This is a genomic window from Aureimonas glaciei, from assembly GCF_014643375.1.
Lineage (GTDB): Bacteria > Pseudomonadota > Alphaproteobacteria > Rhizobiales > Rhizobiaceae > Plantimonas > Plantimonas glaciei.
Map to the genome: position 1 here is coordinate 46,570 of NZ_BMJJ01000014.1, position 19,342 is coordinate 65,911.

The window sequence follows — 19,342 nt, forward strand, 5'->3', positions numbered from 1 at the left end:
CGTCTGTTCGACAGATCGTTGCGATCTGGCGGAAAGGTACAGTGCGAATCCGGATACCTCTTTGATCTGGAACAAAGTGCGGAGCGTTTGTGTGTGACGATGTCCAGCAGCGGCCCGGCTCAAATTCGCCATCGCGCTTCTCAAGCTTTAGGAACAACGATGCCGACGACGACGCTGGAGCCATGGCTGGTGAAATCGATGCCGGAGTTGATCGCGCTCGCGAGAGCCATGGAACAGGACGCGGTTGACGGATATCGGGCGCTGGCCGCGCGGATGCGGGCGGAGAACCGCCCGGACCTTGCCGCCGTGTTCGACTTGTTGGTGGCCGAAGAAATGGGCCATCTGGACAACGTGGACCGATGGCGTTCCGCAAGTGGCGGCGAATCCGTCGGCATTCCGGTTCTGGTGCCCGAAGCGTCCTTCGACGATGAGGGTGCCGGCGTCGTGGCGCCAGAGCTCCTGAGTGCCTACCGTGCCTTCTCCATGGCCGTCCGCAACGAGGAACGGGCCTTCGTCTTCTGGTCCTACATCGCCGCGCACGCGCCAACGCCGGAGATTCGCGTCTCGGCGGAGCGGATGGCGAAAGAGGAATTGGGGCATGTCGCCACGCTGCGCCGAGAACGGCGGTTGGCTTTTCACGCGGAACGTCAATCCTCGCCGCGAGCGACGAAAGGCGACCTGCCGGCACTCGAGTCCCGGCTGGCCGAGCACCTCGCACAGATGGCTGCGGCGCCTGAGGCTGACTCCTCCGAAAGGCTTCACGCGCTGGCGACCGGGGCGAGGACTCGGGCGGATCGAATAATAGGCATTCCGTTCATCGGCACACCGCTTCTCGATAACCTTCCCGAGCCGGTATCCGGGCAAGCCATCTCGCTGAGCGAATTCCTCCTCGACTGCTATCTCGATCTGGCCGAGCGCGAGAAGCAGGAAGAGCCGCGCCTGCGGGCCCAGGCCTATGCTGGAGAGCTGATTGCCTCCCTGCCGTTTCTGCGCGCCTTTCCCCGGGCCTGACCGTTGCTTCGCGGCCAGACAGGTGCGCCACTGCTATTGCGGCGGCAGGGCCAGGAGCAGAGGATCGGCACCGACCATCACCCTGTGGCCGCCCGCCAGCAGCCACAGCGTCGTCAGCACCGTGGAGACGGCGGCGGCAACCATCACGAGATCGACCCTCAGTCGGGCGCGGCCCGAAACGACGGCGGCGAACGGCACGATCGAGGTGCTGGCTGCAAGCTGAGCCCACGCGCGCCCGAGCCGCCTGCGGCCGCGCCGCTCTGTCATGGCAATGCCGCCCGCGGCAAACAGCGCAAGGCTGCCGAACAGGACGAGAGAACGAAGGTCCCCGTTCGGCAGCATGTGACCGACCGCCCATAGCCAGAAACCCCAGAGCACCGGATGGCGCGTCACAGCCGTGATCGCTCCGGGCTCCCCCGAGCCCGAACGCACCGTCACGGACAGCGGGTTGATGCTGAACAGCCCCGCCAGAACCAGGAACAGGCCGACGGGCGCCGTTACCAAGGTGATCCATCCCTGCCACGCGGCAGGCTCCCACAGGACGACGAAGTCCATCGCCAGCGCAGCTTGGAACATCCAGGCCAGCACACCCACCGACACCAGCGAATAGATGGCAAGATAGGTCTTGCGGCCGAGGCGGGTGACGAGTGCGGCGCGGATGCCAGGCATCGCCGGTACGGTGTGCAGCACCAGGAAGACCCCAAGCGCGATAAGAAACGGCGCCATCGGCTGATCCCTTTGGTATGAGCGACCACGGATTCGACACTCCGAGGAGAAGACCCGGTGGCTCGCCGGACTGTCGCACTCGACCGGCTGATCGCCGAGGGACGCAGAAGTCGGGCAAGGCGGCAGCCAGGATCGAAGCGGAGACGCGGGCGGCGCCCCACCCCGGCTACGCCGCCCGGCTGTGGGTGCGTCCGGAATGGTCGAGATAGGCGTCGAAGCAGGCCGCGACCGCCCGGATGACGAAGCGTTGCTCCTGGCGCACGTGGATGACGCCGTCGTCGATGTCGATGACGCCGTCTTCTTGCAACATCGAGAGCCCCGCATTGCCGTCCAGCAGCAGCCCGGGGTCGAACCCGTGACGACCGCAGAGGCCGGTGACGTCCACCGCGAAATCGCACATCAGCCGCTCGATGATCGCGGCGCGCAGCCTGTCCTCGACGGTCAACCGGTAGCCCTTGACGGTGGCGAGCGTGCCGGCACTGATCCGCCGGGCATAGCCGCCGGGCGGCACCTCGTTCTGCACATAGCCGTGGTGGGTGCGGCCGATCGCCGAGGCACCGAGTCCGATCAGCGTCTCGCAGGAATCCGTCGTATAGCCCTGGAAATTACGCTTGAGCGTGCCGTCCGCCTGCGCGCCGACCATGGCGTCGTCGGGGCGCGCATAGTGGTCGAGGCCGATGCGGCGGTAGCCGGCCGCAGCAAGCGTCTCCGCGATCGCCTCCGCCTGCTCGTCGCGCTCTCGGCTGCCGGCCAGCGCCGCCTCGTCGATCATCCGCTGATGCTTCTTGAAGGAGGGGATGTGCGCGTAGCCGAACACCGCCAGACGATCGGGCTTCAGCGCGATCGCCTGCTCGGCGGTTTCGACGCAGGAAGCGACGGACTGGTGCGGCAGGCCGTAGATCAGGTCGAAGTTGATGTTGGGCGTGCCGGCGGCGCGCAGGTTGGCGACGGCATCCGCCGTCTGCTCGACGCTCTGCACCCGGTTGATCGCCGCCTGCACGCGGGGATCGAAACTCTGCACGCCGAGGCTGGTGCGCCGCACGCCGCTGTCGCCGAGCGCTGCCGCCATTTCTGCCGACAGCGTGCGGGGATCGATCTCGACGGCGATTTCGGAGCGGGTGGCGAAGGCGAAATGCTCGCGCAGGAGCGCCATCAGGCCGATGAACTCCCGCGGCTGCATGATAGTGGGCGTGCCACCGCCGAAATGCACGTGTTCGATGGCGAGCTCCTTCTCGGCGGTGTCGGCGACGAGGCGGATCTCAGCGCTGAGGACGGCGAGATAGTCGAGGATCGGCTGGTCCTTTTGGCTGATCAGGGTGTGACAGCCGCAATACCAGCACATCGAGCGGCAGAAGGGGATGTGCAGGTAGAGCGAGACGCCGGCATCTGCAGGGGTCGCCCGCAGCCATCCGGCATAGGTCGAGGCATCCGTCTCGGGCGAGAAGCGCGGCGCGGTCGGGTAGCTGGTATAACGCGGTAGCCGCGCCTCGCCGTATTTTTCCAGAATAGCCGTTTTCATCGAGCGTCCAGATCTCTGTTGCGTTGGATGGCGCCAACCTAGTTCGCGCTTCCGCCCGGCTCTTTGCGAAAAGTCGTGGAGGATGGTCATAAATCGCGGTTCGCAGAACTGTTTGCGCTTCCACAAATTGACCAGCGACGCTCTGGCCTAGTGTCGCGTCTTCCCGGCTCCGATTTCGGCCGCGCCCTGTCGGGAAATGACGACTTGCGGCCAGAATGAGAGCTGCCATGCCCGATACTGCCATCCTGAATTCTGTGATCGATGTGCGGACCCTCCTGCCGCACGAGCGCCACTCGACCATCTTTGGAAGGATCGATGCCCTGACCCCGGGTGCTTCTCTGGTCATCGTCGTCGATCATGCCCCGCGCCCGCTGCACCACCAGCTCGAAGCCCGCTATCCCGGTCAATTCTCCTGGAATTATCTCGAGGAAGGCCCGGTTGTCTGGCGGGTGGAGATCGGCCGTCCCGTCGGCGGCCTTTCCGAGGAGCATGTCTGTACCTGCGGGGAACACTGATGGCCGCGCTGATGCCGGCGGAGGCCATCTGAGGTGTCGGGTGCCACGCTTTCCCGCTGGACGATGTCCTACTTCGCCGTCGCCCTCGCATTCCTTGTGGGGGGACAGGCGATGATGGTTTTGGGTTTCGGCTATCCCGTAGCAGGTCTGCGCGCACCCGAAACCCTCGTCATCGTCCACACCCTCGCCATCGGCTGGCTTGGCCTTTTGATGAGCGGCGCCCTGCTGCAGTTCGTGCCGGTCCTGGTGGCACGCCCCCTAAGTGGCGGACGCCTGGCCTTGCCGGTGCTGGCGCTGATCGTCGCCGGGCTCTTGTGCCTGCTATCCGGATTTCAGGCACTGGCGGGTGGAGGCGAAGGAGCGACCTATGCGTTACCGGCCGGGGCCGTGCTCCTCAGCACCGGCTTTGCCCTGCTGATCGCCATCTTCGCTGCAACACTGTGGCGGGCACGGCCGCTGCCCCTGCCAGCACGCTTCGTCGCCGTCGGACTGGCCTCGCTCGCCGGCACGGCGGCCCTCGGCTCCAGCTTTGCCTTCACGCATTCGGGCTGGTTGCTTGGCGACGGTGCCGCGGCGCTGTTGGCGAACGGCCTCTCTCTTCACGCCAGTCTCGGGCTCGGCGGCTGGATGACGTTCACCGCCATGGGCGTCAGCTATCGTCTGCTGGCGATGTTCATGCTCTCCCCGGAAAGCGAGCATGCGACACAGAATCTCGTTTGGTGGGTCGGCGTCATGGCGCTGGCCGTCGTGGCAGGTGCCGCGCCGGTCGTCGTCTTCCTCGAAGCGGGCGCGTTGGAGATGCTGCTCCTGGCGGCCGCCCTCGGCGTTGCCGCCGTGGCTGTCTACGGCGCCGACGTGCTGCGAATTTACCGCCGGCGCAAGCGGCGGGTGATGGAACTCAACAGCCGCGTCAGTCTCGGCGCCTTTGCGGCGCTCGCCGCAACGATCGCGGCGCTTGGCTTCGTTACGCTCACGAATCCCAGCGAGTCCGGCGTCGCGGCGCTAATCTACCTGGCGGTCTTCGGCTGGCTGACAGGCCTCGGCCTTGCTCAACTCTACAAGATCGTCCCCTTCCTAACCTGGCTGGAATGCTACGGTCCGGTCCTCGGGCGGGTGCCAACGCCGCGCGTCCACGACCTAGTCGATGAGGCGAGAGCGATGCGCTGGTTCATGCTGTTCTTTGTGGCGGTCGCGGTCGCAACCTCCGCGCTGCTAGCGCATCAGCCGACACTCTTCCGCCTTTCGGCGTTCTGCCAAATGGTCGCGACGCTTGGTCTGATCGTCGAGTTCGCGCGTGCCCGTCGGCTGGCGCATGTCCCCCTTGTTTCGCGGCTGCCCGCCGGCGCCCTGCGCCCCCATCTTTTCCTTCCTCCCTTTCCGACCAGGAGGTCGCCATGATGGTGCCGCCCCTCGAACTCGATGTCCGCCCCCTGTTGAAGAACGGCGGCGAGCCGTTCCAGGCGATCATGGCGGCCGTCGGGAGGCTAGAGCCCGGGCAAGAGCTCCGGCTTTACGCCCCCTTCTGCCCGACGCCCTTATTTGACGTCATGACCAATCGCGGCTTCGCCCATCAGCCGCGCGAGATAGCGGGCGGCGACTGGGAGGTGGTTTTCACTCCGAACCCGTCCGCCGATGGCGCCGTCATCTCCAGCAATGCCAGCGCAGCGCAGGCTTGGCCAGAGCCGGAGCGCCAACTCGATCTCGTCGATCTTGACCCGCCGGAACCGATGGTGCGCGTCCTGGCGGCGGCCGAAAAGATGCAGCCCGGGACGGTGATGTTCGTGCTTCTGGCACGCGAGCCGCTGTTCCTGTTTCCCGAACTGATCAAGCGCGGGCACGAATGGGCCGGCAATTTCGACGAGGCCGGCGACACGTTCCGCATGCTGATCCGCATTGGGACGGCGGGGGACGGGACCGATGTCTGACGCGAAGGATCTCGCCGCCCGCATCGAGGATCGCCTTCGTAGTGTGATCGATCCCGAACTGGGCGAGAACGTCGTCGACCTCGGCCTGATCTACGCCATCGCCGTGGCGCCGGGCGGCGCAGTTCGGGTGACGATGACGACGACCATGAACGGCTGCCCGGCAACCGAGTTCCTGAGGGACGGCGTCGAAGCATGCGTCCTGGCGGTGGAGGGTGTGACGTCCGTCATTGTCGATCTGGTGTACGACCCGCCGTGGACGCCCGACATGATGGTGGCAGAGACGGCGGCGCGGTTCTGAGCGTGCTCCGGTTCGTGCCAGCGAGCCGGCGAGCCAGAAGGATTTGCCCACCGAGGCTTTCGTAAAAGGACTCGCATCCGCTCGTCATCAGCGATCGTTGCCGCCTCACGTAGCAGCTACCGAACGGATAGAGGTGGTTCGGCGAATCTGCACAACGGGCTGAGTGGATTGTCTGTCTGAAGACGGCCAGGATGGCCGCGATCAGGAGAGACGATGACGAAGAGACCCAGGCGCAATCACAGCCCTGCCTTCAAGGCGAAGGTGGCATTGGCGGCAGTACGCGGCGAGAAGACGCTAGCGGAATTGGCGCAGCAGTTCGATGTGCATCCCAATCAGATCACGCAGTGGCGGTCGCAGCTTCTGGACGGAGTTGCTGGCGTTTTCGGTTCGGAGACGAGCGCCGCAGCAGCAGCGCCGGTGATTGACGTGAAGACGCTGCATGCCAATATCGGGGAGCTGACATTGGCCAACGATTTTTTGGAAGGCGCGCTCGACAAGGCCGGACTGTTGCCGAGCGCAAGACGATGATCGACCGCTGGCATGATCTGCCGGTCGCCCGGCAGGCCCGGGAGCTCGGGATCAGCCGGGGCAGCGTCTACTATCTTCCGCGCCCGGTCCCGGCTGCCGATCTCGCGCTGATGCGGCGGATCGACGAACTGCATCTGGAGTATCCCTTCGCCGGCAGCCGCATGCTGCGCGACCTCCTGGCCGGGGAAGGCACCACCTTGGCCGCCTGCATGTCGCCACTAGTCGGCGGCTCTCGATCACGATGCAGGCGGACTTCTGCATCGAGGCCGTGGAGGAGGCCTTAGCCCGTTTCGGAAAGCCCGAACTCTTCAATACCGACCGGGGCTCGCAGTTCACCAGCGTCGACTTCACGAAGGTCCTGTTGGCAAGCGAGATCAAGATCATCATGGACGGCAAGGCGCCTGGCGCGACAACGTCTTCGTCGAACGGCAATGGAAGTCCGTCAAATACGAAGAGGTCTATCTCCGGGCCTACGAGACCGTCAGCCATGCTCGGGCATCGATCGGCCGATACCTCGACTTCTACAACGGCAGACGCCCGCACTCGAGCCTGGGCCGGAAAACACCCGACCACGCTTACTTCAACGAGCCGCTTCTCGCAGCGGCATAACCCCGGCAGACTATCCACTTAGAAGGTCGACGAGCCTGTTCAGACAGACCGAGCCACCTCTGTGCTCGCCATCGATCTATTTTGGAAACTTTCAGCAAGACCCCGCGCCTCGCGACGGCAGTCTTGTGGGCGGCCTCCCCGGACGAGGCCATGCTCGTCGAGCACCTCGTGGGCATCGGGCGACGCGATGCCAAGAAGCGCACGGCGCATTTTCTGCTGGAGTTGGGCGCTCGGTTGAAGCTGGTCGGGCTCGGATCGACGCAGGGTTACGCCTGCCCTCTGTCGCAGTACCTGCTCGCGGACGCATTGGGACTGAGTGCCGTCCACGTCAACCGCGTCCTGCGAGAGGACGGCCTCGCCACCTTCCAGAATGGACAAGTCGAGATCCATGACCTGGACGGGTTGATGCGGCTGGCGGATTTCGACAAGAGCTATCTGGATCATGACGGCCCGCTGCTGAGGTGACGCAAATCGACAGAACCGATGGTCGGGCGCGACGACCTGGTGCCAAGCGGCTCGATCACGCGCCACTCGAAGTCGGTCAGATCATATCGGCTCATGCCGGCGCTGCATCAGAAGCGGGCGCGGAGAAAAGCCCTACGCTGGTCCGAGCGGCACACCCCCGTTCGGCGGGACGTCGTAGAGCGGTCCGGCGCCCCACGTAGGCGGAAGGTCAAGATCGGCTTGATCCCACAAGGTGAGCCGCCCAGCTTTGTAGGGATCACTGTCGACAAGCTCGGAACGAACGACTCGCATCGCGAGCATCAGCGCCTGGACCCCATCCTCACCGCAAGCGTATCCGCGAACCTCGCGCTCTGGCCAAGCTATCGACCAACGGCACTGAAACTCCCCACCGGGCGCCTTGGCAGGGAGGTAAAAGCAGACGAGCAACTCGCCGCCATCAAGTTCGAACCTGCGCTCTACAAAGGGTGCTTCGTCCATCAGCCTCTCCTTGCCACAGTGGTCCGCCATGCGAGGGGAGCACAAACAACCTTATGGGTTCACGACCTAGATAGCTGACGCCGCTAAATCGGTCGACGAGTTGCGCTCATGCCTCGTCACATTTCCCAGCAATACACGAAGACTGGCTTCCGCTGCCAGCAATCGAGTCCCCGATCGTCATCGTCCATGGCGACGATTTCATCGAGGCGTCGAAGCTTCTGTGTCAGGAGAGTCGGCGTCAGCCCCACTTCGGCGGGGGCGGCACTCGGGGCTCCTTCCTGGCAAGCGCGGTGGCAATGTGGCGAGCCCGATGATTCGCGCCAGCTACCACTGTGGGGGCTCAACCAAGGCGATCATATAGCCGCTTGAGGGGTGATGGATCTCGGTTCGTCGAGGTCATCGCGAGCGGCGCCTTCCGGTTTCCCGATCCTCTTGTTCCGAGACACTCGGATTGTGGCACCACCCTCGTTGCCCCACCGCGAGAGAGCGATCTCACGCAAACGCAAGCGCTCCTGCAGGATTGTTGCTCCATTCGGCATGACTTAGTCCTTGTAGAGGTTGATCTGGATCGACATGCACAACGCCTTGAAGGCGAAGCTTGCTGATCACTGCCCGTGTCGAGCGAGCCACTGGCGCATCTGCACGATCCCGCGCTCCTGCTCGACGATCAGATGTTCCGCGAAGGCACGATTTTCCGGATCGGTCCCGTGCTTCAGCTGAACCCGGGCCATGTCGATCGCCCCCTGGTGGTGAGGAATCATGCTCAGGACGAAGGCCACGTCGGGATCCTTGTGACGCATGCCGTCCATCATCGGCTGGTGCATCTTGTTCATGGTGGCCTCGAATTCAGCCGTCGCCACACCCGGCGCGGACGGCATCGCCGCATGGCCGGAGTGCGCGCCCGAAGTTGCCGGCGCGTCACCGGCTCCCGAAGCTGGTGCTGCGTGCGGATGCTGCGGGTCGAACGAGTGGGTGGCAACCACTGCCGTCGGAACGGCGGTGCGCCCGGTGGCCCCGTAGAATGCCAGATGAAGCCCCCAATAGGCCCCCCCGAACAGCACGAGCGCTGTCGCCAGGCCGATCGGAATGCTCCGGAGCGACTTCTTGAGGGTCGGCAGGAAGTGCAGCTCCCTCGTGTGGTCCGCGGCGATGACCACGATGATCGCCATGATCAGTGCATGGCCAACCATGTCGATCCGGCCGAACGGATATACGGCGGCGTTGAAGATGATGAACAGCGTGATTGCCGAAAGCCGTCGGATCAACGGCGTCCAGAGCAGGCCGAAGCCCATCGTGAACTCGGCGACGCCCGCCATGGGAATGAAGACGTCGCGTGGCAGACCGAAGGTCAGGAACGGCTTCTCGACGACGAGCGGGTAGAACCAGTCGGGATAGGCGAACTTCTCGAGGCTCGACCACATCAGCGCGATGGCGACGCCCCAGCGCAGGACCTCGAAGCGGTGCTTGTTCCAGTCCGGGTTGCTGGACGATGCAAGCACCAGATACGCAGCCACCGCAACACCGAGGGCCAGGTAGTCGAGAAGGTGGAACAGATCGTAGTCCTGGAGCGCGAGGACCCAGAGCAGGATGATGCCCGCCGCCGAGAACGGCATCGTCCTCTTCGAAAAGACGCCGAAAGCGATCAGAAGCTGGAGCCAGGACACCCATTCGGACGGCGTCGTGAGGTCGGGCGTCAGGTAGACGCCACCGACGGCGAAGATCGCGACGAAAAAGGCGCCGACCACCACCCGAACGAAATCATCGAGGCGGTTCCAGAGGGGGTCGGAGATCCGGTCCATTCCGTCGAGAATTCTTGTGCCGGCGCGGCTGCGCTCGACGGCTCGCGTGGCAACGAAGAATACGAGCACCAGTACGATGCCCATCCAGAACCACATGTTCGAAAGCGTGATGCCGATCTCGGTCGGCGGTGCTCCCACGATGTACGGAGCGAACCATTTTACATGCGCATCGGCTTGGGACGTGAAGGCGAGTCCCAACGCACCGACGACACAGGTCAATCCGGCTAGCGATGCCGTCCAGCGCAACGGACTGGCCGTTCGTACGATCGAGGATTGGGCAGTAGTCTGACGCATGAGAATTCTAACCGGTCTGGGCTCGATCTCGAACGATTGTCGGATGTTACGAACCGAGGAAAATTTGGCGAGGGCCCGGCGCTGGATCAGATCGCAGTGGGAGCCCCCATCACCGCAGTCGATTATCGCACATTGAGCCGCTCGATATTGATATGGATCAGCCCGGTTCGATCGCATCGGATATTCGGAAACCCGGTGATAGCAGTTGCGGCTTCCATCTTTGTCGGCTTTTCACCTGCATCGGGCCTTATCGGAACACCTACGTATTTCCCCAAGGTGTCGATGAATGGAGAAAGGGTGCATGGAATCATGGTGTTGCCGAAAGGCATACCAGCCGATGCCGTCCGTCGCTTCTGCCATCGACAGACCAAGCGATCGATATCGCTCGGATGGTCGCGTTCCGTAGCAGAAGCCTCGGCAGCGAACGACGTAATACGCAGACCAGAATTCTGTGCAGACGCTCGAAGCGGCATCGGTAGTGCGCGGAACCGGCGCAACCTACGAAATGGACAGATTTCATGGCGAAGACGATGCAGGCCGCCGTTGTCACGGCATTCGGACAGCCACTGGAGATTCAACAGCTCAATATCCCGTCCCCCGGCGCCGGCCAGATTCTCGTCAAGACCGAGGCGTGCGGTGTGTGTCATACCGATCTCCACGCAGCCAAGGGGGATTGGCCTCTCAAACCCACTCCGCCCTTCATTCCCGGGCACGAGGCGATCGGCATCGTGGTCGCGCTCGGCGCGGGCGTGACCGCCGTCAAGGAAGGCGACCGCGTCGGCGTGCCTTGGCTCTATTCGGCCTGCGGCCACTGCGAGCATTGCCTTTCCGCCTGGGAGACGGTTTGCGGCGAGGCCGAGTTCGGCGGCTATACGCAGAACGGCGGCTTTGCCGAATACCTTCTCGCCGACCCCAATTTCGTTGCGCACATTCCCGCTGGCCTCAGCGCCGTCGAGGCGGCGCCGTTGATCTGCGCCGGCGTCACGACCTACAAGGGCATCAAGGAAACTCAAGCCCGACCAGGCGAGTGGGTCGCGATTTCCGGTTGCGGCGGCCTCGGGCACATGGCGATCCAGTACGCCAAGGCGATGGGCTTCAAGGTGGCCGGCATAGACATCGACGACGGCAAGCTGGCCCACGCCACGCGTCTCGGCGCCGATCTCGTGATCAATGCGAGGGGCGACGATGTGGCGGCGCAGTTGAAGAAGGAAACCGGCGGGGGCGCGCACGGCTTTCTGATCACCGCACCATCGCTTGCCGCCTTCAAACAGGGCGTGGAAATGACCCGCAAGCGCGGGACCTGCGTGCTCGTCGGGCTGCCGCCGGGTGAATTCCCGGTGCCGCTGTTCGACGTCGTCGCAAACTGCATCACGGTGCGCGGCTCGTTCGTCGGCACCCGGAAGGACATGGCCGAGTGCCTTCAATTTGCCGCCGACGGCAAGGTCAAGGCTGACATCGAACTGCAGCCACTATCGGCGATCAACAATGTGCTGGACCGGATCGAGCATGGCGATGTGCCGTCGCGGGTCGTCATCGATTTCTCCAGGCCAGTCGATGAGGTGACCCGAAGCACTGCAGCAGCCCTCGCAGACGCATGACGCGGCGGGTCGCTAGGTCTCGCATGCCCACCGAGGCCGGCGGCCCCTCCCCCGCGCAGAGACGCTGTCTTGTTCCAGACTCTTCGGGCAAGAGGACTGCCGATTTCCAGTCTATCGCACGCACAGGCAAACATGGGTCAGTTCTATCTGCCCTGCACCTGCGATAGTCGCCCTTCGCCAATCCTGGCGATGCCGCTCGGATGGCGAGCAGAAGGTTTTCCGGTGACGCCATGTCGACGATCGAACTTGAACCCGATGCTTTCCAGGTCGACGCAGGGGTGATCGCGGCCAGCCTTGGGATCGAGGCTGCTGCAGTCCATTCCCTCATGCGCGACGGACAAATCACAAGCACTTGCGAGCGTGGCGTCGGCGATGACGATGGACGTTACCGCCTGACATTCTTTTTAGGGAACCGACGACTTCGCCTGATCGTCGACGAGGCAGGCACGATCGTCAAAAGCTCGACGATCGATTTCGGCAAACGACCGCTTCCCGCTTCCTTGCATCGACCGGGCGGATGACGAAAAGCCAAGTTCTGCGGCGAGGATGATCATCGGGTCATCGCAGCAACACCCTCGTCTTGAACGTTTCCGATTCCCCGGAAGTTTCGGAATAGCGCCGACCCGCGCATCCGAAACGGAAGGATCTGGCTCGCTCCTGTCGATGTCATTCGCGCCAGGATGTAGGCAATGTCGGCTGCACCACTAGCGAAAAAGGATCCCCATGCTTGTCGATCAGCTACTGCCTTCTGCGCGAGACCAACTTGTGACGATCAAGGACGACGCACCGCTTATCGAGGCGGCGAGACTGCTCCATGGTAGGAGCGCAAGCCTCGTAGTCGTCTTGAATGTCGACGGCGTGATGGTCGGTGTCATCACGAAGTCCGATGTCGTCGGTCAGATCAGCGGATGTCAGGGAAGCAGTTGCATGACAGCGGCTTCGGTCGTCATGACCCGGGACGTCACCTTCTGCCACCCTCATGTCCTCCTCAGGTCCGTCTGGGAGCGGATGAGGAAGAGCGACCTGAAGCACGTACCGATCGTCGACCGGGAATTGCGTCCATTGGGCGTTCTCAACGCTCGACAGGCTGTGCAGGCGTTGATGGAGGAACTCGGAAGCGAGGAGGAACTCTTGCGGGAATACGTGATGGGGATCGGCTATCGTTGACGGCATGCCGGCCTGGTTGCCGCCTTCTTCGTTGGTCCGCATCGACATCAAACCGTCGACGGCATCCTCTGCCCGCCTGTCGACGGTTCGCTTAACCCGTGCGCAGATGAGAAATCGTGGCCTCAGTGGCACAGGAATAGGGGCACGGGGCTGCTGCCCAGAAGCGATCGTGTGACCCCTCCGAGCACGAACTCGCGAATGCGCGAGTGGCCATATGCTCCCATCACGATCATCTCCGATCCACTTGATGCGACATGGTGACAAAGCGCGTCGGCGGCCTTGCCGCCCCTGGTAGTCAGCGTTACCTCGCTCGCCTGAACACCATGGCGATCGAGATAGACGTTCAGGCGTCCGCGAAGCGAGGCATCCACGACATTCTTCTCGTCCGTCACCGACACCAAGTCGACCTTGGCCGCATTCTGGAGGATCGGCAGCGCCTCGGTGACGGCACGCGTTGCCTGCACGCTTCCGTCCCATGCGATCGATACGGTGCGCGGAACGCCCTGTCGCCAGCCTTCCGGGACCAGAACGACCGGTCGTCCGCTGCGGAACAGCATGCCCTGTATGAATTCGGAGTACCCCTCGAGCGCCCCGCTTCTGGCATCCATCACGACGACATCCTGCATCTGTGCAAGCTGCGAACTCCGATGTACCAGCGCGATGAATTCGAGGGCCAAGACTTCCGTACTGGATGGCACGTCGGCAGCGTCGGCGGCGACAGTGGCTGCGGCCAGACAAGCGTGCGCCGAGGCGTCGAGCCCAGCGCCCTCTTTCGCAATCACCTCAGCCATGTCGTCGGAAAACAGACTGAAGGGGGTCCGGTCCGGACGCGGTGAAAGATAGTTCACCGTCACGAATGCGCTTGCCATCCGGGCCAGGGCCAGTCCCATCGTCAGGGCAGCGGTCGGGTTGTCGACAGCCTTATCCTGGGAGACCAAGGCAACGAGTACGTTCTTGAATTCACGCGACATGCTTCGATTCTCCAATTGATCCGCTGCCGATCCGGGCGAACAGAACGGGAGCTCGCCGCGTTCAATACCGCCCTGAAACGGGCTGCCACCGGCAGTCCGTGCCATCCCTGGAACTAATGTGCGTGCTTCTCGAGCCAGGCCTTCATCGCCGCGATCTCGGGCTCCTGGTTCGCAATGATCTCCTCGGCGAGTTCTCGCATCTCGGGATCCGTCCCGTACTGCAGCTGAACCCGGGCCATATCCACGGCGCCCTGGTGATGCGCGATCATGCCGCGGACAAAGTCCAAGTCCGGGTTGCCCGAGAACTCGATCGCCATCCCCTTGTGCATGGCGGAGTTGGCATGCTCAAATGCCTTCGTGGAAGGCGCCTGATCGCCTATGGCCGGTGCGACGGCATTTCCCTGATGACTCCAATGCTCACCATGACCGGATTTCGTGTCATGGTCTGAGTGATCCTGTGCCGCCGCGACGCCGCCGAAGGAAAGTAGGGCGAATGCGGCGACTGAAAGAGCGATCTTTTTCATTGTTCCAGTCCATTTCATGTTTCATGGGGTCCGAGGCTAGTGCTTCCTGCTGCTGGAAGGTAAACAGAATCGTCATGGCCGGGCTGTCGAGAAGATCGATCTGGCCCAGATAAACGGGGCAGAAGGGTCGGCTTGCGACCTGTTGCGGGAGCAGACATGGCACTCAAGCATGCAGAGGCCGGAGAAGTGGTCGATATCTCGCCTCTGGGCGAGGCTATCCACGGGGCGAAAACCAGGGCGATCGTGAAATCCACGTCCTTCGAGGCCATCCGCCTCGTAGTGCCGGAAGGGACGGTTCTCCCTGCCCATCAGGTACCCGGTGAACTCACGTTGCATTGTCTCGAAGGATGCGTGGAGATCGAGCTTGGCGCCGGCAGCCAGGAACTTTCTGCCGGCCAGTGGATCTACCTCGAGGGTGGTCAGGTCCATGCGGTAAGAGGCCTTCAGCCCTCCTCCTTGCTCCTCACGATCATTCTGGCCCGGTAGCTCGGCATGGCCGTCACCGAACGGCAATCTGCACCTCCATCTGGAAGACGGCCTTCTCAAAGTCGCTCACCAGCGCCTCGACCTGAACGTTCCAGGTGCCGCAAAGCGGAAGGTCGACCATACCTGAAGCACCGCGGCCAGTGACGACCTCCAGAGGCCGTTTCAGGCCTTCGATCCCCGACGAGGGGAGCGACCAGATCGTCGTGAACTCCCGCGCTGGAACCGTATTCCCGTTCGCGTCGGACATGGCAACCATCACGTGGTGTTTGCCGGGCGCGCCGGGATGCATCGTCATGTCTAGACGTCGCTGACCAGACGTGGCCGTGGAATGGACTGGGCTGGCGGCAAGAGCCTCTTGTGTCTGTTTCTGAACGGCAAAGGCTCGCGGCGGCGGCGTCTGGCCGAGCATCGAGGTGGCCATGACGATTGCGGCTATCACGACGATCTCCGCGACGAGACTGCGCCGCAGGAAGAGCGGCCCCCTTCTTGCAAGGTTCGGCAGAAGCACCAGCCTGTTGAGCGCAGCCAGCCCGAGCAAGGGGAGAACCAGGCAGATCTTCGCCGCCCACGTCCATCCGTACGCACTGGTCGAAACGGCGTCCGGCCCGCCGATCTGGAGGAAGCTCAGGAGGAATCCGGCCAGGACCAGAACAACGACAAGGCCGATCGCCAGGCTCGAGAACCGGGCGACCATCCGCACGCCGTCCTCGGAAGACATCCGAGGAAGCATGATCCACAACGGCCACAAGGATCCCAACCAGAAGGCCGCAGCCACACCGTGGACGTAGACGGCAGGAGCGGCGGCCCAGGCAGGCGGGGCAATGGCCGCATGGCCTGTCAGTGGAAGCGACGCGAGCGCCAGGAGGCTCCCGCCGCCGACCAGGAGACGGTCGAGCCTGGACAGCCGCTGCGAAAGCCCGACCGCGAGCAACAGCAGGCCTGCCACTCCCGCGATGGAGCTCCTCAGCAGGGTCGTCCTCGCCCCTGCGGCCCACGCTTCACTTGTCAGCAGTCCAGCAAGCGGGCGTCCTGTCAGCTGCAGGCCGTTGAGCCCGACCAGCAGCACAAGCGTTGCCGCGGCGGTGGCCGCGAAGGCGAGCAAGCCACGCAGGAGTGGAAGCGGGACATGTTCGCCCTTGCGCACTAGCAGGACGAACAGGCCGCCTCCGGTCGCGGCCAGCAGGAAGCCGTAGTGTAGCGCACGGACGAAGGCTGGAACGAGGTCGAAAACCTTTGCCGCTTCCTGCACCGAAACAGTCGCCGCGCTCGCCCCTACCCCGAAGGAGATGGCGCCCGTGACGGGGTGACCATCGAGCGAGGTCACGCTGTAGCTGAGGACATAGCTTCCTCGAGCAAGATCAGCCGGTAGCGGCACCCGGATCACGTTGCTGTCGGTCGCGCTGCCTCGCAGCTCCGGCAGCGGCCCAACCGATCCTGCCAAGCGAAGCTTGACGGGAGCGACTGGCTCGCTGAACCGCAGAACCACCTCGGAAGGTTGGTTCTGAGCGTGGCTGCCGTCCCTAGGCTGAGACGAGACGAGAACGGCATGCGCCCAAGCGGGCGGCGTCAGCAACGCCATCAGGGTCAGGGCTGCCATCGCAAGTACTATCGCCCTTGCGAGCGAGCGCACCTGGACGCGGCAGGCTGTCAATGGTGGTGCGACGCTGCAGGGGTGATCGTGACCTCGGGCGCCGGCTCCTCGAGGTCATGGGAATCCTGCCCCTCAGTCGGCACCTCGATCCAGCGTACCGTGGCGCCTTCACATTCCTGCACTATCGGAAACCGGATCACCGTGCCCGATTCGGCCTTGGGCAGCCGCGCCCTGAACACGAACTCGTCGTACCAGTCGTCGGGAAGCTTGCCTCCGGTCCAGGCGATCTCCCTGACGCCCTCCTTCAGGGTCTGGTCGTAATATTTCACGGGCTCGCTGTAGGGTTCGACCTTGGTGGTGAGTTCCCACCCTGCCTTGGGCATGGGCTTCACCGCGATACGCCCTCGGGTATCTGAACCCGGATGGAAGTGGTTGCGGCGCCCTCGCAGCCGTGGCCGACCTTGAGCACGCCCTTGTAGGTGCTTTCGGACGGCGCTTCCGTCGGCTCTATGGAAACATGCGCCAGCGCCTGTCCCGTCAACGCCGCCGTCATAGCTGCCGCAGCCAGCAACTTCAGCATTCTCATGATGGAAATCCTTTTCGCTCTTGGCTTCGGGAAACTCCCAAGGGGGACAGCCAGTCCCCGGGCGTGTCGAGGGAGAACGGCCGGAACCTGTCCGGCCGTCTTGTCCTTGCCGGGTTCCTGAGGCCGGAGCCCTCTATTCCTTGTGTTCGCCAGGATTGAATGTCTCGTGGTTCTCGTCGCCTTCAACGATCAGGAAGCCGGCAAGCCCGCGCTCGACCCGCGACAGGGCGTGATCGACCAGGACGTAGCGTCCGGGAACCTCGACCTTGAGTTCCACGATGGTGGCACCGCCGGCAGGAACCAGAACGGTCTGCACGTCGGTGAGCGGCGGCGAGGTCACCGAACCGAGCTGGTAGACCTTGTCGAATATCTCGCCGATGACGTGGAAGGACGAGGTGAAGTTCGGACCGCCTACGCCGAAATAGATGCGGACCGTCTCGCCGACCTTCGCCTTGAGGGGGAAGTGCTCCGTCAGCGCGCCGACGTGGCCGTTGAGAACGAAATATTCCGGGCGCTCGTTGAGGAGCTTCTCGTAGCTCTCCGTCAGCAGGCCGGAAGAACCGAAGGCTTCCTCCGTATAAATCTCGCCCTGCATGACGTAGAACTCGCGGTCGACGGGCGGCAGGCCTTCTTCCGGTTCCACCAGGATCAGCCCGTACATGCCGTTGGCGATGTGCATGGCCACCGGGGGCACGGCGCAATGGTAGACGTAAATGCCCGGCTTCAACGCCTTGAAGGTGAAGCCCTTGGTTTCGCCGGGAGCTGCCGAGGTGGCTTCCGCGCCGCCGCCGGGTCCGGTCACGGCATGGAAATCGACGTTGTGCATCATCGAGCTGTCTTCGGCGTTCTTCAGCGTCACCTCGACGGTGTCGCCGACGCGCACTCGAACGAAGGGCCCTGGCACCGTGCCGTTGAAGGTCCAGTACCGGAAGGTGGTGCGGCCATCGAGCCGTGCTTCCAGCTCGACCGTCTCCAGTTCGACCTTGACCGTTTCAGGCTGCTTGCGGGTGATCGGCGGCGGGATGTCGATCGGGTTCTTGCCGATGTCGGTCAGCCCTTCCACGACCTGATAGATGCGGTTGCTGAGGCTTCCGCCGGGCGAAGGCGTCGTGCCGGCGCCGTGCGCTCCATGGACGTGCTGTGCGGCGACCGGAGACACGCCTGCGGCCAGGACCGCACCCGCCACGGCGAGGCCGGCCGATCCCCTCAGGAGGTTGCGCCGCGAAAGGTTGACGCGATGCACGTCGTCGACGTCTTGTAAGATCTTGTCCATGGTGTCTTCTCGCATGCTGATCGGTATGGTGGGCTCAGGCCCGGCTTTTCACTGGGCCGTCTGGGCCAGCAGTTCGGCCATCTTCGTCTTGGCCTTGCCGGGATGTTTCACGGCCTGGGCTTCTTCGGATGCCGCCGCTTCGCCGACCTTGATCAGAGCGACCATGCCCATGCCGTAGTGCGGAGTGCACTTGACTCCCCAGACGCCCTCCTGCTCGAGCGTGATCTTGATCTCTTCGTTGATCTTGCCCTTGAACGGCTCGGCACCTTCTGGAACCATGCCCTTAATGGTTTCGGCATTGTGCCCCTTGTCGACGATGACGAACGTCACGGTGTCGCCGGTCACTGCCTGGATGAAATCGGGCTCGAAGACCATTGCGCCCTTCTCGCCCTTGTTCTGCATCTTGACCTGGTGGTCGGCGGCGAAGGACGGGCCGGCGAAAGCCAGAGCCGCGGCAGCGCCCATGAGGATAAGAGATTTCATCGTTTGTCTTCCTTTTCCGTCCCGGGAAATACGCAAACCTTCGCGTCTGCGACCGGGCCTGGGAAGAACATAGGCGCAATCAGCCAGAGGCGGGTTGCGCTGGATCAATGTTCGTATTCCTTCAGGATGTTGCAGTGGATCAAGCCGGATGCCCCCCCTGGCGTGCAGGCCATTCCGCCAGGGCAGTTGTCCTGCCAGGCAGCAACCACCAGCCTCGAGAACAGGGACATCGAGCTGGGCTGAAGCCCCGTGGACCCATCGCCTGAAGCCGGATGAGAATCGCCTTTTGGAACTAGGGACTTATACGGTGGCCCTTCCTAGATGATCCCGCTGATACAGGGTTCCTATCGGGTCGCGATCAGGCCATTGTACCTGCGTGGGAGCCCGCAGCGGCATTGGATACGACCGCGACTTGGCCAACCAGGAGGAAGTTCATGAGACGCCATCTGTTCGGATTTTTGGCTAGCGGGGTGTCGTTGACCCTGCTCTCCGCGGTG

19 protein-coding genes and 2 pseudogenes are annotated in these 19,342 nt (G+C 63.5%); 11 read left to right on the plus strand and 10 right to left on the minus strand.

What is annotated here, in order from left to right:
* The first annotated feature begins 159 nt into the window (after positions 1-159).
* Entirely contained in the window at positions 160-1,011 is an 852-nt protein-coding gene (locus IEX88_RS22570; RefSeq protein ID WP_188854750.1) for a ferritin-like domain-containing protein, read from the plus strand.
* Between the two features lie 33 nt (positions 1,012-1,044).
* On the opposite strand, the gene IEX88_RS22575 is transcribed toward IEX88_RS22570, so the two are convergent.
* Both IEX88_RS22575 and hemN read right to left on the minus strand, forming a co-directional pair.
* Entirely contained in the window at positions 1,045-1,737 is a 693-nt protein-coding gene (locus tag IEX88_RS22575; RefSeq protein WP_188854751.1) for an NnrU family protein, read from the minus strand.
* A 166-nt stretch (positions 1,738-1,903) separates the two neighbouring features.
* Entirely contained in the window at positions 1,904-3,256 is a 1,353-nt protein-coding gene (gene hemN / locus IEX88_RS22580; RefSeq protein ID WP_188854752.1) for an oxygen-independent coproporphyrinogen III oxidase, read from the minus strand.
* Positions 3,257-3,483: 227 nt separating this feature from the next.
* Between hemN and IEX88_RS22585 the strand changes: the two genes are divergently transcribed.
* The 6 genes and pseudogenes from IEX88_RS22585 (at position 3,484) to IEX88_RS22610 (ending at position 7,596) form a co-directional block, all read left to right on the plus strand.
* The gene (locus IEX88_RS22585; protein ID WP_188854753.1) at positions 3,484-3,771 is read left to right on the plus strand and encodes a DUF2249 domain-containing protein; all 288 of its coding nucleotides are present in this window, start codon (positions 3,484-3,486) and stop codon (positions 3,769-3,771) included.
* Between the two features lie 33 nt (positions 3,772-3,804).
* On the plus strand, positions 3,805-5,169 hold the full coding sequence (locus tag IEX88_RS22590) for a hypothetical protein (RefSeq protein ID WP_188854754.1): 1,365 nt from the start codon (positions 3,805-3,807) through the stop codon (positions 5,167-5,169).
* Positions 5,166-5,696, plus strand: coding sequence for a DUF2249 domain-containing protein (locus IEX88_RS22595; protein ID WP_188854755.1), 531 nt, complete (start codon positions 5,166-5,168; stop codon positions 5,694-5,696). The genes IEX88_RS22590 and IEX88_RS22595 overlap by 4 nt, the downstream gene beginning before the upstream one ends.
* The gene (locus IEX88_RS22600; RefSeq protein WP_188854756.1) at positions 5,689-5,994 is read left to right on the plus strand and encodes a metal-sulfur cluster assembly factor; all 306 of its coding nucleotides are present in this window, start codon (positions 5,689-5,691) and stop codon (positions 5,992-5,994) included. Before IEX88_RS22595 ends, IEX88_RS22600 begins: the two co-directional genes overlap by 8 nt.
* 213 nt (positions 5,995-6,207) lie before the next feature.
* Positions 6,208-7,131 (plus strand): annotated as a pseudogene (locus IEX88_RS22605) (integrase core domain-containing protein).
* 150 nt (positions 7,132-7,281) lie between these two features.
* A complete protein-coding gene (locus IEX88_RS22610) occupies positions 7,282-7,596 on the plus strand; it encodes a Crp/Fnr family transcriptional regulator (RefSeq protein ID WP_210319321.1) in 315 nt (104 codons plus the stop codon).
* A 132-nt stretch (positions 7,597-7,728) separates the two neighbouring features.
* Here the strand turns inward: IEX88_RS22610 and IEX88_RS22615 are convergent, their stop codons facing one another.
* Complete coding sequence (locus IEX88_RS22615; protein WP_188854757.1) at positions 7,729-8,073, minus strand: DUF6968 family protein; 345 nt, start codon at positions 8,071-8,073, stop codon at positions 7,729-7,731.
* A gap of 605 nt (positions 8,074-8,678) precedes the next feature.
* Positions 8,679-10,166, minus strand: a complete 1,488-nt coding sequence (gene copM, locus IEX88_RS22620) for a CopM family metallochaperone (protein ID WP_188854758.1) — start codon at positions 10,164-10,166, stop codon at positions 8,679-8,681.
* A 518-nt stretch (positions 10,167-10,684) separates the two neighbouring features.
* Between copM (IEX88_RS22620) and IEX88_RS22625 the strand changes: the two genes are divergently transcribed.
* The 3 genes from IEX88_RS22625 to IEX88_RS22635 all read left to right on the plus strand — a co-directional run bounded on the left by IEX88_RS22625 (position 10,685) and on the right by IEX88_RS22635 (position 12,931).
* Entirely contained in the window at positions 10,685-11,764 is a 1,080-nt protein-coding gene (locus tag IEX88_RS22625) for a zinc-dependent alcohol dehydrogenase (protein ID WP_188854759.1), read from the plus strand.
* A 230-nt stretch (positions 11,765-11,994) separates the two neighbouring features.
* Positions 11,995-12,285 (plus strand): DUF6522 family protein, encoded by a 291-nt coding sequence (locus IEX88_RS22630; RefSeq protein ID WP_188854760.1) that lies wholly within the window; start codon positions 11,995-11,997, stop codon positions 12,283-12,285.
* 244 nt (positions 12,286-12,529) lie between these two features.
* Positions 12,530-12,931 carry a CBS domain-containing protein gene (locus tag IEX88_RS22635; RefSeq protein WP_210319322.1) on the plus strand — a complete coding sequence of 134 codons (402 nt, stop codon included), beginning with the start codon at positions 12,530-12,532 and terminating at the stop codon, positions 12,929-12,931.
* Between the two features lie 122 nt (positions 12,932-13,053).
* On the opposite strand, the gene IEX88_RS22640 is transcribed toward IEX88_RS22635, so the two are convergent.
* Complete coding sequence (locus IEX88_RS22640; protein ID WP_188854762.1) at positions 13,054-13,902, minus strand: universal stress protein; 849 nt, start codon at positions 13,900-13,902, stop codon at positions 13,054-13,056.
* Between the two features lie 113 nt (positions 13,903-14,015).
* Complete coding sequence (gene copM, locus IEX88_RS22645) at positions 14,016-14,426, minus strand: CopM family metallochaperone (protein ID WP_188854763.1); 411 nt, start codon at positions 14,424-14,426, stop codon at positions 14,016-14,018.
* 156 nt (positions 14,427-14,582) lie between these two features.
* Between copM (IEX88_RS22645) and IEX88_RS22650 the strand changes: the two genes are divergently transcribed.
* Complete coding sequence (locus IEX88_RS22650; RefSeq protein WP_188854764.1) at positions 14,583-14,912, plus strand: cupin domain-containing protein; 330 nt, start codon at positions 14,583-14,585, stop codon at positions 14,910-14,912.
* A 13-nt stretch (positions 14,913-14,925) separates the two neighbouring features.
* On the opposite strand, the gene IEX88_RS22655 is transcribed toward IEX88_RS22650, so the two are convergent.
* The 4 genes and pseudogenes from IEX88_RS22655 to IEX88_RS22670 form a co-directional block, all read right to left on the minus strand.
* Positions 14,926-16,509 (minus strand): copper resistance CopC/CopD family protein, encoded by a 1,584-nt coding sequence (locus tag IEX88_RS22655; protein ID WP_188854765.1) that lies wholly within the window; start codon positions 16,507-16,509, stop codon positions 14,926-14,928.
* A 50-nt stretch (positions 16,510-16,559) separates the two neighbouring features.
* Positions 16,560-17,089 (minus strand): annotated as a pseudogene (locus tag IEX88_RS27340) (YcnI family copper-binding membrane protein).
* 133 nt (positions 17,090-17,222) lie between these two features.
* Positions 17,223-18,362 (minus strand): copper-containing nitrite reductase, encoded by a 1,140-nt coding sequence (gene nirK, locus IEX88_RS22665; RefSeq protein WP_244640444.1) that lies wholly within the window; start codon positions 18,360-18,362, stop codon positions 17,223-17,225.
* A 48-nt stretch (positions 18,363-18,410) separates the two neighbouring features.
* A complete protein-coding gene (locus tag IEX88_RS22670) occupies positions 18,411-18,953 on the minus strand; it encodes a pseudoazurin (protein ID WP_373289652.1) in 543 nt (180 codons plus the stop codon).
* Positions 18,954-19,342 lie beyond the last annotated feature (389 nt).

Bases quoted from the DNA above. Each gene is read 5' to 3' on its own strand.
- copM (WP_188854758.1), bottom strand. From the start codon at position 10,166: ATGCGTCAGACTACTGCCCAATCCTCGATCGTACGAACGGCCAGTCCG.
- IEX88_RS22640 (WP_188854762.1), bottom strand. From the start codon at position 13,902: ATGTCGCGTGAATTCAAGAACGTACTCGTTGCCTTGGTCTCCCAGGAT.
- IEX88_RS22610 (WP_210319321.1), top strand. From the start codon at position 7,282: ATGCTCGTCGAGCACCTCGTGGGCATCGGGCGACGCGATGCCAAGAAG.
- IEX88_RS22600 (WP_188854756.1), top strand. From the start codon at position 5,689: ATGTCTGACGCGAAGGATCTCGCCGCCCGCATCGAGGATCGCCTTCGT.
- IEX88_RS22625 (WP_188854759.1), top strand. From the start codon at position 10,685: ATGGCGAAGACGATGCAGGCCGCCGTTGTCACGGCATTCGGACAGCCA.
- IEX88_RS22595 (WP_188854755.1), top strand. From the start codon at position 5,166: ATGATGGTGCCGCCCCTCGAACTCGATGTCCGCCCCCTGTTGAAGAAC.
- IEX88_RS22650 (WP_188854764.1), top strand. From the start codon at position 14,583: ATGGCACTCAAGCATGCAGAGGCCGGAGAAGTGGTCGATATCTCGCCT.
- IEX88_RS22570 (WP_188854750.1), top strand. From the start codon at position 160: ATGCCGACGACGACGCTGGAGCCATGGCTGGTGAAATCGATGCCGGAG.
- copM (WP_188854763.1), bottom strand. From the start codon at position 14,426: ATGAAAAAGATCGCTCTTTCAGTCGCCGCATTCGCCCTACTTTCCTTC.
- IEX88_RS22630 (WP_188854760.1), top strand. From the start codon at position 11,995: ATGTCGACGATCGAACTTGAACCCGATGCTTTCCAGGTCGACGCAGGG.
- hemN (WP_188854752.1), bottom strand. From the start codon at position 3,256: ATGAAAACGGCTATTCTGGAAAAATACGGCGAGGCGCGGCTACCGCGT.
- IEX88_RS22585 (WP_188854753.1), top strand. From the start codon at position 3,484: ATGCCCGATACTGCCATCCTGAATTCTGTGATCGATGTGCGGACCCTC.
- nirK (WP_244640444.1), bottom strand. From the start codon at position 18,362: ATGGACAAGATCTTACAAGACGTCGACGACGTGCATCGCGTCAACCTT.
- IEX88_RS22655 (WP_188854765.1), bottom strand. From the start codon at position 16,509: ATGGCAGCCCTGACCCTGATGGCGTTGCTGACGCCGCCCGCTTGGGCG.
- IEX88_RS22575 (WP_188854751.1), bottom strand. From the start codon at position 1,737: ATGGCGCCGTTTCTTATCGCGCTTGGGGTCTTCCTGGTGCTGCACACC.
- IEX88_RS22615 (WP_188854757.1), bottom strand. From the start codon at position 8,073: ATGGACGAAGCACCCTTTGTAGAGCGCAGGTTCGAACTTGATGGCGGC.